At 63.4% G+C, this 14,088-nt stretch carries 15 protein-coding genes; 3 read left to right on the top strand and 12 right to left on the bottom strand.

The features are described from left to right. Positions 1-10 precede the first annotated feature (10 nt). A complete protein-coding gene (locus ABWI03_RS23775) occupies positions 11-544 on the top strand; it encodes a MarR family winged helix-turn-helix transcriptional regulator (protein WP_054825961.1) in 534 nt (177 codons plus the stop codon). 91 nt (positions 545-635) lie between these two features. Here ABWI03_RS23775 and ABWI03_RS23770 read toward each other — a convergent pair whose 3' ends face one another. From ABWI03_RS23770 to ABWI03_RS23720, 11 genes are all read right to left on the bottom strand, one after another. Beyond that, the gene (locus tag ABWI03_RS23770) at positions 636-1,412 is read right to left on the bottom strand and encodes an enoyl-CoA hydratase (protein ID WP_003941374.1); all 777 of its coding nucleotides are present in this window, start codon (positions 1,410-1,412) and stop codon (positions 636-638) included. Beyond that, a complete protein-coding gene (mmsB, locus tag ABWI03_RS23765; protein WP_095971578.1) occupies positions 1,409-2,305 on the bottom strand; it encodes a 3-hydroxyisobutyrate dehydrogenase in 897 nt (298 codons plus the stop codon). The genes ABWI03_RS23770 and mmsB overlap by 4 nt, the downstream gene beginning before the upstream one ends. Before the next feature lie 23 nt (positions 2,306-2,328). After that, complete coding sequence (locus tag ABWI03_RS23760) at positions 2,329-3,387, bottom strand: enoyl-CoA hydratase/isomerase family protein (RefSeq protein ID WP_124569486.1); 1,059 nt, start codon at positions 3,385-3,387, stop codon at positions 2,329-2,331. Further along, complete coding sequence (locus ABWI03_RS23755; RefSeq protein ID WP_298773097.1) at positions 3,384-4,544, bottom strand: isobutyryl-CoA dehydrogenase; 1,161 nt, start codon at positions 4,542-4,544, stop codon at positions 3,384-3,386. The genes ABWI03_RS23760 and ABWI03_RS23755 overlap by 4 nt, the downstream gene beginning before the upstream one ends. Positions 4,545-4,558: 14 nt before the next feature. Further along, the gene (locus tag ABWI03_RS23750; protein WP_095971576.1) at positions 4,559-6,076 is read right to left on the bottom strand and encodes a CoA-acylating methylmalonate-semialdehyde dehydrogenase; all 1,518 of its coding nucleotides are present in this window, start codon (positions 6,074-6,076) and stop codon (positions 4,559-4,561) included. Between the two features lie 132 nt (positions 6,077-6,208). Then, positions 6,209-6,928, bottom strand: a complete 720-nt coding sequence (locus ABWI03_RS23745) for a copper homeostasis protein CutC (RefSeq protein ID WP_166812963.1) — start codon at positions 6,926-6,928, stop codon at positions 6,209-6,211. 1 nt (position 6,929) lies between these two features. Continuing rightward, a complete protein-coding gene (nagB, locus tag ABWI03_RS23740) occupies positions 6,930-7,709 on the bottom strand; it encodes a glucosamine-6-phosphate deaminase (RefSeq protein WP_200314724.1) in 780 nt (259 codons plus the stop codon). Next, the gene (locus ABWI03_RS23735; protein WP_298773091.1) at positions 7,697-8,938 is read right to left on the bottom strand and encodes an N-acetylglucosamine-6-phosphate deacetylase; all 1,242 of its coding nucleotides are present in this window, start codon (positions 8,936-8,938) and stop codon (positions 7,697-7,699) included. Before ABWI03_RS23735 ends, nagB begins: the two co-directional genes overlap by 13 nt. After that, positions 8,935-10,608 (bottom strand): phosphoenolpyruvate--protein phosphotransferase, encoded by a 1,674-nt coding sequence (ptsP, locus tag ABWI03_RS23730; RefSeq protein WP_298773090.1) that lies wholly within the window; start codon positions 10,606-10,608, stop codon positions 8,935-8,937. The genes ABWI03_RS23735 and ptsP overlap by 4 nt, the downstream gene beginning before the upstream one ends. After that, positions 10,608-10,877: an HPr family phosphocarrier protein gene (locus ABWI03_RS23725; protein WP_095971572.1), complete on the bottom strand. Its 270-nt coding sequence runs from the start codon at positions 10,875-10,877 to the stop codon at positions 10,608-10,610. Before ABWI03_RS23725 ends, ptsP begins: the two co-directional genes overlap by 1 nt. Positions 10,878-10,879: 2 nt before the next feature. After that, positions 10,880-12,223, bottom strand: coding sequence for a PTS transporter subunit EIIC (locus ABWI03_RS23720; protein WP_003941307.1), 1,344 nt, complete (start codon positions 12,221-12,223; stop codon positions 10,880-10,882). A gap of 327 nt (positions 12,224-12,550) precedes the next feature. Between ABWI03_RS23720 and ABWI03_RS23715 the strand changes: the two genes are divergently transcribed. Then, positions 12,551-12,781, top strand: a complete 231-nt coding sequence (locus ABWI03_RS23715; protein ID WP_003941324.1) for a PTS sugar transporter subunit IIB — start codon at positions 12,551-12,553, stop codon at positions 12,779-12,781. Beyond that, complete coding sequence (locus ABWI03_RS23710) at positions 12,778-13,236, top strand: PTS sugar transporter subunit IIA (protein ID WP_298773087.1); 459 nt, start codon at positions 12,778-12,780, stop codon at positions 13,234-13,236. Before ABWI03_RS23715 ends, ABWI03_RS23710 begins: the two co-directional genes overlap by 4 nt. A gap of 54 nt (positions 13,237-13,290) precedes the next feature. On the opposite strand, the gene ABWI03_RS23705 is transcribed toward ABWI03_RS23710, so the two are convergent. Further along, positions 13,291-14,040, bottom strand: a complete 750-nt coding sequence (locus ABWI03_RS23705; RefSeq protein WP_095971570.1) for a GntR family transcriptional regulator — start codon at positions 14,038-14,040, stop codon at positions 13,291-13,293. Positions 14,041-14,088: the final 48 nt, after the last annotated feature.

Genomic DNA, 14,088 nt, shown 5'->3' with positions numbered 1-14,088 from the left:
GATCGAACCTATGTCTCCCCCCGCGCCGCTCCCCCTCGACCCCATCGAAGAGGCGCATCGTCAGTGGACGGAGCACGGTTGGAGCGATGTCGCCGACGGCATGGCTGCGGTCACGTCGGTGATGCGTGCGCAGCAGATCATGATGGCGCGGGTCGAAGAGGTTCTCAAGCCTCTCGGGCTGACCTTCGCCCGCTACGAACTGCTGACGCTTCTCACCTTCACCAGGTCGGGCGCACTCCCGATGGCCAAGGCCAGTGCCCGCCTCCAGGTTCACCCCACCAGCGTCACCAATGCCGTCGACCGCTTGGAGAAAGCGGAGCTGGTTCGGCGGGTCCCCCATCCCAGCGATCGACGTGCGACGCTCATCGAGATCTCCGACGCGGGTCGCGCGCTCGCCCTCGAAGCCACCGAAATGCTCAACAGCAAGGTGTTCGCACACCCCGGACTCCAGCAGGACAAGCTCGAGCAATTGGTGACGATCCTCACTGAACTTCGCAAGACTGCGGGTGACTTCGACACCGGCGGCGCACCCACCAAGTGGTGAACCGACCACCCGTACACAAAAAAACTGCCCTCACACTCTCGACGAGTGTGAGGGCAGTTTCAGCTGTTTCGGAACTCAGCGGTACCCGAATTCAGCGGTGCTTGAATTCTGCCGACCGCTTCTCCACGAACGCGGTCATGCCTTCCTTCTGATCCTCCGTCGCGAAGGTCGAGTGGAACACCCGACGCTCGAAGCGGACGCCCTCGGCGAGGGTGGTCTCGAAGGAGCGGTTGACTGCTTCCTTGGCCATCATCGCAATCGGCAGCGACATCTCGGCGATGGTGGTTGCGGTCTTCAATGCGTCGTCGAGCAGATCGGCAGCCGGAACGATCCGAGCCACCAAGCCGGCGCGCTCGGCTTCTTCTGCATCCATGTTGCGGCCGGTGAGGCACAGTTCCATGGCCTTGGCCTTGCCCACCGCGCGCGTAAGACGCTGCGAGCCACCGATACCCGGAATGACACCGAGCTTGATCTCGGGCTGGCCGAACTTCGCGGTATCCGAAGCGATGATGAAATCGCAGAGCATCGCCAGCTCGCAGCCACCACCGAGCGCGTACCCGGAGACGGCGGCGATCAGCGGCTTACGAGCTGCTGCGACGCGGTCCCACGGGGTGAAGAAATCTTCGACGTATGCGTCCATGTACGTCTTGGACTGCATTTCCTTGATGTCGGCGCCGGCGGCGAAGGCGCGCTCGGAGCCGGTGATCAGGATGGCTCCGATGCCGTTGTCCGCTTCGAGGTCGGCGACCGCGGCGACGACCTCGTTCATCAGCTCGGAGTTCAGCGCGTTGAGAGCCTTCGGGCGGTTGAGCGTGATGACGCCGACGCGACCCTTACGCTCGAGGATGATGGTGTTGAAGTCGGTCACTGCTGTCCTTCGGTCGAACGGTCACGGATGTCGTTGATGATGGCAGAGAAGTCCTGACCGCCACCGCCCGCGGCATGGAAGCGACTGTAGAGTTCGGCGGCCTTGAGCCCGATCTCTGCATCGACGCCGTTGGTGCGCAGCGCATTTGCAGCCAGACCGAGGTCCTTGTCCATCAGTGCGACGGCAAAGCCTGGCTGGTAGTCGTTGTTGGCCGGGCTGGTGGGCACCGGTCCAGGCACCGGGCAGTTGGTGGTCAGTGCCCAGCACTGTCCCGAAGCGTTGGACGCCACGTCGAAGAGCGCCTGATTGCTCAGGCCGAGCTTCTCGCCCAGCACGAACGCCTCGCTGATCGCGATCATCGAAATGCCGAGGATCATGTTGTTGCAGATCTTCGCAGCCTGGCCGACACCGGCGTCGCCGCAGTGAACGACCTTGCGGCCCATCACGTCAAGCAACGGTGATGCTGCCTGGAAGTCCGCTTCCGAGCCGCCGACCATGAAAGCCAGCGTGCCGGCTGTCGCTCCGACGACTCCACCGGAGACCGGTGCGTCGACGCTGCGGTGACCGGCTGCTTCGGCTTTGTCGTGTGCCTCGCGGGCATCAGCGACGTCGATGGTGGAACAGTCGATGAACAGCGTGCCTGGTGTCGCCACCGGCAGCAGTTCCTCGTACAGACCGAGAACGTGCTTACCGCTCGGCAGCATCGTGATCACGACGTCGGCACCGCGAACGGCGTCGACCGCCGAATCCGCTACCGATGCACCGTCTTTGACTGCCTGCTCCAGCGCCGCAGGTGCAAGGTCGAAACCGACGACCTTGTGTCCGGCCTTGACGAGGTTGGCCGCCATCGGGCCACCCATGTGACCGAGTCCGATAAATCCAATGGTGCTCATTAGTGATGCTCCTTCGGCGGTGATCAGTTGCCTTGCGGTTGGGGGGTGAGTCCGAGCTCGTTGTCGCCCAGCGGGGCGAAGTAGGCATCGACGGATTCTGCCGTGACCTCGTCGAGAGTTGCCGGCGACCACTTCGGGTTTCGGTCCTTCTCGACGACCTGAGCGCGAATGCCCTCGACCAGATCGTGTGAGGCGAGCGCAGCCGTCGAGACCCGGAACTCCTCGTTGAGGACCTCCTCCAGGCCTGCCGCTTCTTTGGCGTGTCGCAGGGATCGCAGGGTCACCGACAGTGCGATCGGGGACTTGCCGAGAATCTGCTCTGCCGCCTTCTCCGCCTCGGGGATTCCACTCGCGCGAAGACGCTCGACGATGGTGGAGACGTCGTCGGCCGAGTACGCGGCGTCGATCCAGCTCTGCTGGGCCAACAGCTCCGACACCGGAGCCGGCTCCGCGTACTGCGCCACGGCGTCGGCAACCGAGGACGACGCGAGAGCGGCGATGAACGTCTCGATGTTCTCCGACGGGATGAAGTGATCCGCGAAGCCCGCTGCGATGGCATCCCCGGCGCTCAGTCGCGCCGTGGTGAGCGCGATGTGCGTTCCGAGTTCACCGGGAGCACGCGAGAGCAGGTACGTTCCGCCCACGTCAGGGATGAAACCGATTCCGGTCTCGGGCATTCCGATCATCGAACGCTCGGTCACGATGCGAATGTCGCCGTGTGCAGACACTCCGACGCCACCACCCATGACGATCCCGTCCATGATCGCGACGTACGGCTTCGGGTAGTTCGCGATCTCGGAGTTGAGGATGTACTCCTCACGCCAGAAGTCGAGCGAACCGGTCTTGCCGTCCTTGGCGTCGTGGTAGATCGAGACGATGTCACCGCCCGCGCACAGACCGCGTTCGCCGGCGCCCGTGAGTACGACCGCCTTGACGTCGTCGTCGGACTTCCATTCCTCGAGTGCCTTGGCCATCGCCTTGACCATCGAATGGTTGAGGGCGTTGATCGCCTTGGGCCGGTTGAGGGTGATGAGCCCCAGTCCGTCACGCTTTTCGATCAATACCTCGAGCTCGTCGCTCATGCTGCTCCCTGCTTTCCCTGACCTGATGCGACCACGCTGCGCGCGATGACCACCCTCATGATCTCGTTGCTGCCTTCGAGGATCTGATGAACCCGAAGATCGCGAACGATCTTCTCGATCCCGTACTCAGCAAGATAGCCGTAACCGCCGTGAAGCTGGAGAGCCTTGTTGGCAACGTCGAATCCGGTGTCGGTCGCGAAGCGCTTGGCCATCGCACACAGCTCCACGACGTCGGACGCCCCGTCTTCGAGTGCTGCGGCGGCGCGCCACAGTAGTGTCCTGGCCGCTTCGAGTTCTGTGCGCATGTCGGCGAGCTGGAACTGCAGGGCCTGCGACTCGATCAGCGCCGAACCGAAAGCCTTGCGGTCCACCAGATATGCGACGGCTTTCTCCAGCGCAGCTTGAGCTCCACCCACCGAGCAGGCGGCGATGTTCAGTCGGCCGCCGTTGAGACCTTTCATGGCGATGCGGAATCCACTGCCCTCTTCACCGAGCATGTTGGCAGCGGGAACGCGCACGTCTTCGAAGATCACCTGACGAGTCGGCTGTGCGTTCCAGCCCATCTTGACCTCGTTGGCGCCGAACGACAGTCCGGGTGAATCCTTGGGCACGATGAACGCCGAAATGCCCTTGGCACCTGCAGATCCGGTGCGCGCCATCACGACGTACACGTCGGAAGTGCCTGCGCCGGAAATGAACTGTTTGACGCCGTTCAGGATGTAGTCGTCACCGTCGCGAACGGCCTTGGTGCTCAGGCCCGCAGCATCGGAGCCCGCACCGGGTTCGGTGAGGCAGTAGCTGCCCAGTTGATCCATCGAGCAGAGTCCGGGCACCCACTTGTGGCGCTGTTCGTCGTTGCCGAACTGGTCGATCATCCACGTGACCATGTTGTGGATGGAGATGTATGCGGCGAGCGACGGATCGCCCTTGGCCAGTTCTTCGAAGATCCGGGCAGCGTCGACGCGGCTCAGTTCACTGCCACCCACGTCTTCACGAATGTAGATACCGCCCATCCCCAGGGACGCCGCCTTACGGAGGACGTCCACCGGGAAATGCTTGGTCTGATCCCACTCCACTGCGTTGGGCGCCAGATGCTCGGCCGCGAAGTCGCGGGCAGTGTCACGAATCGCCCGCTCGTCATCGGTCAGAGTAAACATGGAAAGTGTTCCGATCAGTTCATCGTGGGGATGACGAAGTGGTTGGTCTCTTCCTTCTTGCCGGAAGGCCAGCGCTGCGTCACGGTCTTGGTCTTGGTGTAGAAGCGGAAGGAGTCGGGACCGTGCTGGTTCAGGTCACCGAATCCGGAGCGCTTCCAGCCACCGAAGGTGTGGTAGGCGATCGGGACCGGGATCGGCACGTTGACGCCGACCATGCCGACGTTGACGCGAGCGGTGAAGTCACGTGCGGTGTCGCCGTCGCGGGTGAAGATGGAGACACCGTTGCCGTACTCGTGTTCGGTCGGAAGACGCAGCGCCTCTTCGTAATCGGCAGCGCGGACCACCTGAAGGACGGGTCCGAAGATCTCTTCCTTGTAGATGCGCATGTCCGAGGTGACGTTGTCGAACAGGGTTGCGCCGGCGAAGAATCCGCCTTCGTGGCCTTCGAGAGTGAAGCCGCGGCCGTCGACGACTGCAGTTGCGCCCTCGTCGATGCCGATCTGCACGTAGTTGTTGACGCGGTCGAGGGCATCCTGGCAAACGAGCGGGCCGAAATCGACACCTTCGTCGTCACTGCGACCGATCTTGAGCTTCGCGACGCGCTCCTTCAGCTTCGCGACAAGAGCGTCCGCGGTCTCCTCGCCGACGGGAACGGCAACCGAGATGGCCATGCAACGCTCACCGGCACTGCCGTAGCCTGCACCGATCAGTGCGTCGGCAACCTCGTCGAGGTCGGCGTCCGGCATGACGATCGCGTGGTTCTTGGCGCCGCCGAAGCACTGTGCGCGCTTTCCGTGAGCTGCGGCCGTCTCGTAGATGTACTGAGCGATCGGCGTGGAGCCGACGAAGCCGACGGCCTTGATGCGATCGTCGGTGAGCAGGACGTCGACAACTTCCTTGTCACCGTTGACGACGTTGAACACGCCCGCCGGCAGGCCTGCTTCGAGGAACAGTTCAGCCAGGCGCAGCGGGACGGAGGGGTCACGCTCGGAGGGCTTGAGAATGAAGGCGTTACCGGCGGCGAGGGCCGGGCCGGCCTTCCACAGCGGGATCATCGCGGGGAAGTTGAATGGCGTGATGCCGGCAACGACGCCCAGCGGCTGACGCATGGAGTACACGTCGATACCGGTGCCGGCACTCTCGGTGAATTCGCCCTTGAGCAGGTGCGGAGCGCCGACGGCGAATTCGATGACCTCGAGGCCACGCTGAATGTCACCCTTGGCGTCGGCGACGGTCTTGCCGTGCTCGGACGAAAGGAGGCGCGCCAGAGAATCCATCTCGGCCTGAGCGAGCTGGAGGAACTTCATCAGCACACGGGCGCGCTTCTGCGGGTTGAACGCCGCCCACACCAGCTGCGCCTCTTCGGCATTGGCGATGATGGCTTCGGTCTCGGCCTTGCTCGCGAGGGGGACGCGGGCCTGCACCTTGCCGGTGTTGGGATCGAACACGTCCGCAAATCGATCAGATGTCCCGGGAACACGCTTGCCACCGACGAAGTGCGTCAACTCGTGAACCGTCGCATTTTCAACCATTGTGCTAACCCGTTCCTTGCTCGTATGGACCGCCCAGGAGGCAGCAGTGAATATGTCTACCATCCTATAGTTGGATGTCCATGTATGTCTAGAGCCGAACGGCCGTGAGTGGTTAAGGAGTCCCAGGGCTCTCTAAGCACTCACAGCGCGGAGCGCTGACGCCGCATCCTGCGCGACGTCGGCATCGGTGACGTCGTAGCCATCCGATCCCCCGCCAGGGCCGCCGGACACCGCGACGACCTTGCGTGCCGAGAGATGCACCGCATCGACGCCGACGGCAGCGATTGCCGGGATGTCGTCGACGGTGATTCCGCCACCGGCCATGATCTGGATCCGGCCCGCGGCATGTTCGACCATTCGACCGATCTCGTCGAGACCCTCACTGCAGGTATCCGCACCCCCGGACGTCAGCACGCGGGTCACGCCCAACTCGATCAGTTCGTCCAGCGCGGTCAGACGGTCGGCCACCACGTCCATCGCACGATGTACCGTCACCTCGACCCGCGCACGGTCCATGCATCCGATGATGCGACGCAGCACGACGGTGTCGATCGTATTGTCTTCTGTCAGCGCACCGATCACGATGCCGGAAGCTCCTCCGGCCACGGCAGCACGTACGTCGTGCTCCATCACCCACACTTCGTCGGGTGAGAACACGAAACCTCCGGCGCGCGGACGAATCAGCGGGTGAACCGCGATCCCCACTTCCGACGCAGCCTCGATCACTCCGATGCTGGGCGTCAATCCCCCCGTCGGGCCGAGTGCCGCACACAACTCGACTCGAGTCGCTCCTACCGAACGCGCGATCCTCGCCCCCCGCACGTCCTGCACAGCCAGCTCCAGAACCGTCATGTCAGAAGGACTGCCACGACGGCTTGTGTTCGAGCGCATACCGGTAGTAGTCGGCAAGTTTGAGCGAGCTGGCCGCAGCTTCGTCGATGACGACGGTGACATGGCGATGCAATTGCATGACCGAGGCCGGGCAGAACGCAGACAACGGACCTTCGACGGCGGCGGCGATCGCATCGGCCTTCCCTTCGCCGGTCGCGATCATCACCAGATGCCGTGCATCGCTGATGGTTCCGAGCCCTTGGGTGAGCACGTGGTGTGGGACGTCGTCCACGCCGTCGAAGAAGCGTGCGTTGTCGATCCGGGTCTGCTCGGTCAGCGTCTTCACGCGGGTTCTCGAGGTCAACGACGATCCGGGCTCGTTGAAGCCGATGTGGCCGTCGGTACCGATGCCGAGCAACTGCACGTCCACTCCCCCGGCCGCCGCGATGCTCTGGTCGTACCGGGCGATCTCCTGCTCCGGGCACGGCGCTTCACCGTTGGGGCTGGACACCATCGCCGGATCCAGGTTGACGTGATCGACGAACTCCGCCCGAATCACCGAGTAGTACGACTGCGGATGGCGTTTCGGCAATCCGAGGTACTCGTCGAGCAGGAATGCCCGGGCCAGCGAGAAGTCGAGTTCGGCGTCGCGATGCCGCGCTGCCAATTCACGATAGGTTCCGATCGGCGACGACCCCGTTGCAAGCCCAAGCGTCGTCGCCCCGGCTCTGACATATCCTTCGACGATGTCCGCGACGGTCGAGTCGACCTCCGCGGGTGTCGGCTGAATTACGATTTCCATGATTGTTCCTTTCCGGCGGCTTTTCCGCCGAGTAGTACACGCCCCAGGCGCAATTGACGATCGGTGACCAGGATGTCGGCTCGGCAGCCCACGGCCAGCGTTCCGATCAGGTCGCCAAGCCCCAGCAACCGCGCTGGGCTCCGAGTTGCCGCTGCGACAGCGTCTTCCATCGCAACTCCGCCGTCGAAGACGGTGCTGCGCAGTACGTCGAGCAGCCTCGCGGTTCCTCCTGCGATCGCGCCGGCCGAGCCGTCGATTGTCGCGAGCCGTGCGACTCCCCCGTGAACCGTGACGTCGAGGGCACCGAGTTGGTAGTCGCCGTCGTCCATTCCGGCAGCGGCCATGGAATCACTGACCAAGGCGATCTGGTCCGGGCCGACAGCATCGAAGACCATCGACACGGTCTCGGGTGCAAGATGCACACCGTCAGCGATCAGTTCCACCACCATCTCGCCTCTCGCGGCAGCCGCCAGGCACGCTGCGACGGGCCCCGGTGATCGATGATGCAGCGGCGGCATCCCGTTGAAGAGGTGGGTCGCGCTGATCTGACCGGCCCAATCCCCGTGCACTGCAGCACCGATGCGCGCCGACGTCGTTGCCGCATCCGCATCTGTGTGACCGAAACTCGGCACGATGTTGCGATGACGCATGATCGCGAGCAACTCTTCGAAGTTCTCGGTCTCGGGCGCCAGAGTCATGGACCGTACGGTCCCCCGTGCGGCGTCACACACGGCTTCGAGCAGAACCGGATCGCCGGGAATGATCGCCGCCGGATCCTGGGCACCGCAGCGGACGCCGTTGATGAACGGCCCCTCGAGGTGAATACCCAGAAGTTCTCCGCGTTCGACCAGATCGGCGAGCATCGTTGCTTGTCGCACCAGATCTGCGCGCGGCGCGGAAACAAGGCTGGCCAACATCCCGGTCGTGCCGTGCTCGCAATGGTGCGCCGCCGCGCGACTCGCTCCCTCGGCGTCGGTGTTCGGGAAACCGGCACCCGCTGCGCCGTGACTGTGTACATCGATCAGCCCAGGCATGATCACAGCGTCGGTCCGATCCGGAATAGCCACGACCGGTGCGGACGCCACGTAGTCCGCAGCCGAGCCGACCCAGCTGATCTTCTCGCCGTCCACGACGACAACCCCGTCGTGAATCTTCCCGATCGGAGCGCCGATCACCGTTCCCCGCAACACGATCGGATCGTCTACAGCGCCCGAGCCTGGCGTACTCATACGGACTCGCGAATCCGGGCGACGGCCGCTCTACCCTCGATCGGGTTTCGTGCGCCCCGTGCCGCCGCGGCCATGTCCTTGCACACCGCCAGGTCGAGAGAGGCCAGTTGCGCGCGAACGGCACCCAACGCGGGGACCGACATCGACAGGCTCGTGATGCCCAAACCGACCAGAACCGGCGCCAACAGCGGATCCGACGCGGATTCACCGCACACACCGACCGGTTTCCCGGCGTCGGCGCCCGCCTGACCGACCATCGCGATCAGATCGAGGACCGCCGGTTGCCACGGATCGAGTAATTGCGCCAAGCTCCCGGCCATACGATCCACCGCGCAGGTGTACTGGCTCAGATCATTGGTGCCGATACTGACGAAATCGAGATGCTCCAGGAGGTCTCTCGCCCGCAAAGCTGCGGCCGGAATCTCGATCATCGCTCCCACCTTGCCGATCCCCCGCGAACGCGCAAGTTCTGCAAAGTCTTTCGCTTCGTCGGCCGTGGCCACCATCGGCGCCATGACCCACAACTCGGCGCCAGACGTGTTTCCTGCGGCAGCAAGAGCGTCGAGCTGACTGATGAGCGTGTCGGGATAGACCGTGCCGACACGGAGCCCGCGGATACCAAGGGCCGGGTTCTCCTCGACCCCGAGATCGAGAAACGGCAACGGCTTGTCCGAACCCGAATCGAGAGTGCGGACCACTACCTTCTCGCCGGCGAAGTGCCCGAGCACCGACGCGTATGTCTGTGCTTGCTCCTCCACCGAAGGTGCGTCGTGGCGCCCGAGGTACGAGAATTCCGTACGGAACAATCCGACGCCCTCACAATCGGCCGCCCCGGCCCGCGCAGCGTCCTCGAGGGTTCCGATGTTGGCCGACAACCTCACCGCGAACCCGTCACGCGTGCGTCCTGGGCCATGTGCCGAAGCCGACTGCTCTGCCACGAACGATGCTTCGAGGACAGCGCGCTCGCGCATTTCTGCCGAGGGATCGATGGTGACCGTCCCGGTGGTGCCGTCGAGGATGAGGAGTTTCCCCTCCGTCAGCTGATCGGTTCCCGAGCAGTTGACGACGGCCGGGATTCCGAGCGACTTCGCCAAGATCGCCGTATGGCTGGTCGGACCTCCTTCCGAAGTCAACAGTCCGACCACGTCACTGTTGCCAAGCGTCGCTGTATCCGCCGGCGCGAGGTCGCGCGCCACCAGGATGTACGCGTGACCGGGGGTGGGGATTCCGGGCATCGGCTCCCCTCGAAGAACGGCTACGGCTCGCTGCCCGAGATCGCGCAGATCGGTTGACCGTTCGGCCATGTACCCGCCGAGCGCCGTGAGCTTTTCGCAGAATGCGTCGAAGGCAACTGCGACGGCGTGGGCGGTCGGCAGCCCGGATTCCAGGTTCGCCTTGGCCGCCTTCACGATGCCCGCATCGCGCGCCATCGCAGCCGACGTCGTCAGAATCTCCGCGGAGACGCCCTCGACTGTCTTTGCACGCGAGAGCAGTTCCTCCGCGACGGCGTCCAGTGCCTCACGGATCCTGATCAGCTCCGCCTCGGGGCTGCCCGTGATCGGGTCCGACGCCGAGGTCGGCTCAGGCGTGGAGAATCGCAACCACGGCGCACAGACCGAACCCGCGCTCACTCCGATACCCGCGATGCGGTTGTCCACACTCGCCGTCATCAGGCTTCGTCCAGTTCGGATGCGAGAAGCTCTGCGAGCGAACCGAGCGCAGCATCGGCGCCGTCACCGTCGGCACGCAAGGTCACCGAATCCCCGAATGCGGCACCGAGAGTCATGACAGACAACATGCTGGAGGCATCGACGGGTTCGCCGTCGCCGAGCGCAATGGTGACGTCTACCGGTAGATCGGCTGCGGCGCGCGCGAAGAGCGCTGCGGGTCGTGCGTGGAGTCCGACGCGGGATCCGATTGTCGTGGTTGCGATCGCCATGTTCAGCGTCCTTCCAGTTCCTTGTCGAGCTTGTTTTCCAGTTCGGCGACGAGCGGGGCGTCGGTGCGGCTGTCACCTTCGGCAGCCAGCGCCAGTTCGGCCTCGAGCAGCGCGGGGTCGGGCTCACCTGCGGCCACCTCGACCTCTTCTTCTCGTCCCGGCGTGCGCAGATTCCACTTCTTGATGACGAAGCTGAAAAGGAAGTAGTAGATCACGGCGTAGCCGAGTCCGATCGGGATCAACATCCATGCGTTGGTTGCCTTGCCGAAGTTCAACACGTAGTCGAAGAAGCCTGCGGAGAACGTGAATCCGTCGTGAATCCCCAGCGCATTGACCAAGGCCATCGACGTTCCGGTCAGGAGCGAGTGGATGACGTACAGGGGCCACGCGACGAACATGAAGGAGAATTCGAGCGGCTCGGTGATACCGGTGAGGAAGGCGGTCAGGCCGGTGGAGAGCATGATGCCGCCGACGAGCTTCTTCTGAGAAGGCTTGGCGTTGCGCCAGATTGCGAAGGCCGCAGCGGGGAGGGCGAACATCATGATCGGGAAGAAGCCGGTCATGAACGTACCGGCGGAGGGGTCACCGGCGAAGAACCGGTTGAGGTCACCGCGAACGATCTGACCGCTCGCGTCCTGGTAGTCGCCGATCAGGAACCACACGGCGGAGTTCAAGATGTGGTGCAAGCCGGTGGGGATCAGGAGACGGTTCGCTGCGCCGTAAATGCCGCCGCCCACAACGGTATTGGAAGCAACTGCTTCACCGACCCAGTTGAGGCCGGAGTTGAACAAGGGGTACACGAATGCCATCAGGACACCGACGACAAGACCGGTGATCGCTGTCAGAATGGGAACGAGCCTGCGCCCGTTGAAGAATCCGAGATAATCGGGAAGTTTTGTTCGATAGAATCGCTGCCACAAGATCGCCGACAGCAAGCCCATCACGATGCCGGCGAGCACACCGTAGTTGATCAGGGATTGATCCCCGTTCGGGTCCGTCTTCCCTTCGAGGACGATCGGCGACATCGCCTTGAACACACCGTCGATCACCATGTAGCCGACGACGGCGGCCAAGGCAGTCGAGCCGTCGGCCTTCTTGGCCCAGCCGATCGCGATACCGACCGCGAAGATCAGCGGCAGCCACGTGAAGACTGCTTGTCCTGCCGCAGAGATCACTGCCGCAGCGCTGTGCATCGAACTGAATCGCCCGAGCAGATCGTCCTGGCCGAGGCGGAGCAAGATTCCCGCAGCCGGCAGAACGGCGATCGGAAGCATCAAGCTTCGGCCGAGGCGTTGAACCCCGGCGAACACTTTCGATTCCTTCTTCGGGGTGTCTTCGAGAGTCATCAAGGACCTTCTTCGTTCGCCGGGCCGCGTCGCGATCGGCCGCTGGTTCTGGAAATTCGGGTGTCGTACACGTGCAGGTTTCGTGAAAATGCAGGTCACGGTTCTTGCTCGCAAGTGAGGGCAAAACCGTTTTGTCGAAACTGTTGTGGAGCCGGACTTCCAACGGGTACTGTCCGGTCATAACCAGTTGTAGTTTTACCTGGTGGAGGCGAGTTGTCAACACCCAAATGTGACATACGTAACCGGGATAGCCTTGACCAGCAACTAGTCAGCCCACCTGTACGACCGTTCAACGATCACGACCAACCCGACAATCAGGAGCAGCAAATGTCGAAAGCGGAAGCAATCATCAAGGGCCTCGGCGGCGCAGAGAACATCGTCGAGATCGAGGCTTGCATCACCCGCCTGCGTACCGAGGTCAAGGACGGAGCGAAGGTGAACGAGTCCGCTCTCAAGGCTGCCGGCGCACACGGCGTACTCAAGGCCGGAACGGTTGTCCAGGTCATCGTCGGGCCCGAGGCCGACACCCTTGCCGAGGACATCGAGGACATCCTGTGACGGTCGTCCTCGCCCCGCTGCCCGGCCGGGTCGTCGCACTTGCCGACGTACCGGACCCGGTGTTCGCTCAGCAGATGGTCGGCTCGGGCGTCGCGATCGAACCCGCTCGCGGTCAGGGCCCGCTCACGGTCGTGGCGCCGATCAGCGGAAAGATCCTGAAACTTCACCCTCACGCATTTGTGATCTTCGGCGAGAAGGCCACGGGCGTGCTGGTCCACATCGGCATCGACACGGTCAAACTCGAAGGCGACGGATTCACCCTCATCGCCGCCGAGGGTGACACCGTCAATGCCGGTGATCCCGTCGTCAGCTTCGATCCAGCGCACATCGACACGACCGGTTACTCGGCGATCTGCCCGGTAGTCGTGATGGATTCCAAACCGGACACCGTCGAATCCCCTTCCGTCGGTAGAGGCGTCGCCACCGGCGACACTCTGTTCGACTGGTCGGCGTAACACAAAGGGCGGGCACACCGGAAGGTGTGCCCGCCCTTTCGTTTCGAACGATGACTACTGGTCGCCGCGTGTCTTGGGCCGCGCTTGGCCCTGGACTTCCATCTGTAACTGGTAGCGGTCGGATCGGTACCAACTTCGAGTGTGCTCGACCGGTGCGATCTCGCTGAACGACACTCGATCGAAGTACAGAACCGGGGCGCCTTTACGAGTACCGAGGAGAGTCGCGATCTCCGTACTCGCACCGTCTGCACTGACCGTCTGTTCGGCCCGATCGATCGGCTTGTCGTACTTGTCGGCGGTCGCTCGGTAGATCGAACCCGTCAAGTCCATGTCGAGTAGACCCGGCAACAGTTCGGGATTGAACCAGCCGTCGTCCACGCTCACGGGCTCGCCGTCGGCGAGGCGCAAGCGCTTGACGTGGTAACCATCGGAACCCGGTCGCATATTCAGTGCGGCAGCAGTGCTTTCGGGGACCGGCCCCTGCTCGCTGACCAGGACCACTGTCGTGGGGTGATGCCCCTGGGCGCGCATTTCCTCGGTGAAGGACGCAAGGTGCAGCTTGGACTGGACGGCACGGTGCGCAACGAAGGTGCCCTTGCCACGCACGCGAACGAGGTGTCCGTCATTTACCAGTTGTCCGATGGCCTCGCGAACGGTGATCCGACTGACGCCGTAGTCCTGCATCAGGTTTCGCTCACTGGTCATCAAGTCGCCAGGCTGGAGTTCTTGGGTGCACTTGCGCAGGAGAATGGTGCGCAACTGTTCGTGTTTGGGTATTGCGCTGTCGCGCAAATGAACGGGCATCACAGCGACTGTCCCTCCGAGAAATGAATAGTCGTCTATTCGCCAACG

Source organism: Rhodococcus baikonurensis (genome assembly GCF_040489275.1).
GTDB classification, from domain to species: domain Bacteria; phylum Actinomycetota; class Actinomycetes; order Mycobacteriales; family Mycobacteriaceae; genus Rhodococcus_F; species Rhodococcus_F baikonurensis.
The sequence above is the reverse complement of the archived record's forward strand: the minus strand, read 5'-3'. Positions and strand labels throughout refer to the sequence as shown.

Bases quoted from the DNA above. Each gene is read 5' to 3' on its own strand.
- ABWI03_RS23745 (WP_166812963.1), bottom strand. From the start codon at position 6,928: ATGACGGTTCTGGAGCTGGCTGTGCAGGACGTGCGGGGGGCGAGGATC.
- ABWI03_RS23715 (WP_003941324.1), top strand. From the start codon at position 12,551: ATGTCGAAAGCGGAAGCAATCATCAAGGGCCTCGGCGGCGCAGAGAAC.
- ABWI03_RS23725 (WP_095971572.1), bottom strand. From the start codon at position 10,877: ATGGCGATCGCAACCACGACAATCGGATCCCGCGTCGGACTCCACGCA.
- nagB (WP_200314724.1), bottom strand. From the start codon at position 7,709: ATGGAAATCGTAATTCAGCCGACACCCGCGGAGGTCGACTCGACCGTC.
- ABWI03_RS23775 (WP_054825961.1), top strand. From the start codon at position 11: ATGTCTCCCCCCGCGCCGCTCCCCCTCGACCCCATCGAAGAGGCGCAT.
- ABWI03_RS23720 (WP_003941307.1), bottom strand. From the start codon at position 12,223: ATGACTCTCGAAGACACCCCGAAGAAGGAATCGAAAGTGTTCGCCGGG.
- ABWI03_RS23755 (WP_298773097.1), bottom strand. From the start codon at position 4,544: ATGTTTACTCTGACCGATGACGAGCGGGCGATTCGTGACACTGCCCGC.
- ABWI03_RS23750 (WP_095971576.1), bottom strand. From the start codon at position 6,076: ATGGTTGAAAATGCGACGGTTCACGAGTTGACGCACTTCGTCGGTGGC.
- ptsP (WP_298773090.1), bottom strand. From the start codon at position 10,608: ATGACGGCGAGTGTGGACAACCGCATCGCGGGTATCGGAGTGAGCGCG.
- ABWI03_RS23735 (WP_298773091.1), bottom strand. From the start codon at position 8,938: ATGAGTACGCCAGGCTCGGGCGCTGTAGACGATCCGATCGTGTTGCGG.
- mmsB (WP_095971578.1), bottom strand. From the start codon at position 2,305: ATGAGCACCATTGGATTTATCGGACTCGGTCACATGGGTGGCCCGATG.
- ABWI03_RS23705 (WP_095971570.1), bottom strand. From the start codon at position 14,040: ATGCCCGTTCATTTGCGCGACAGCGCAATACCCAAACACGAACAGTTG.
- ABWI03_RS23760 (WP_124569486.1), bottom strand. From the start codon at position 3,387: ATGAGCGACGAGCTCGAGGTATTGATCGAAAAGCGTGACGGACTGGGG.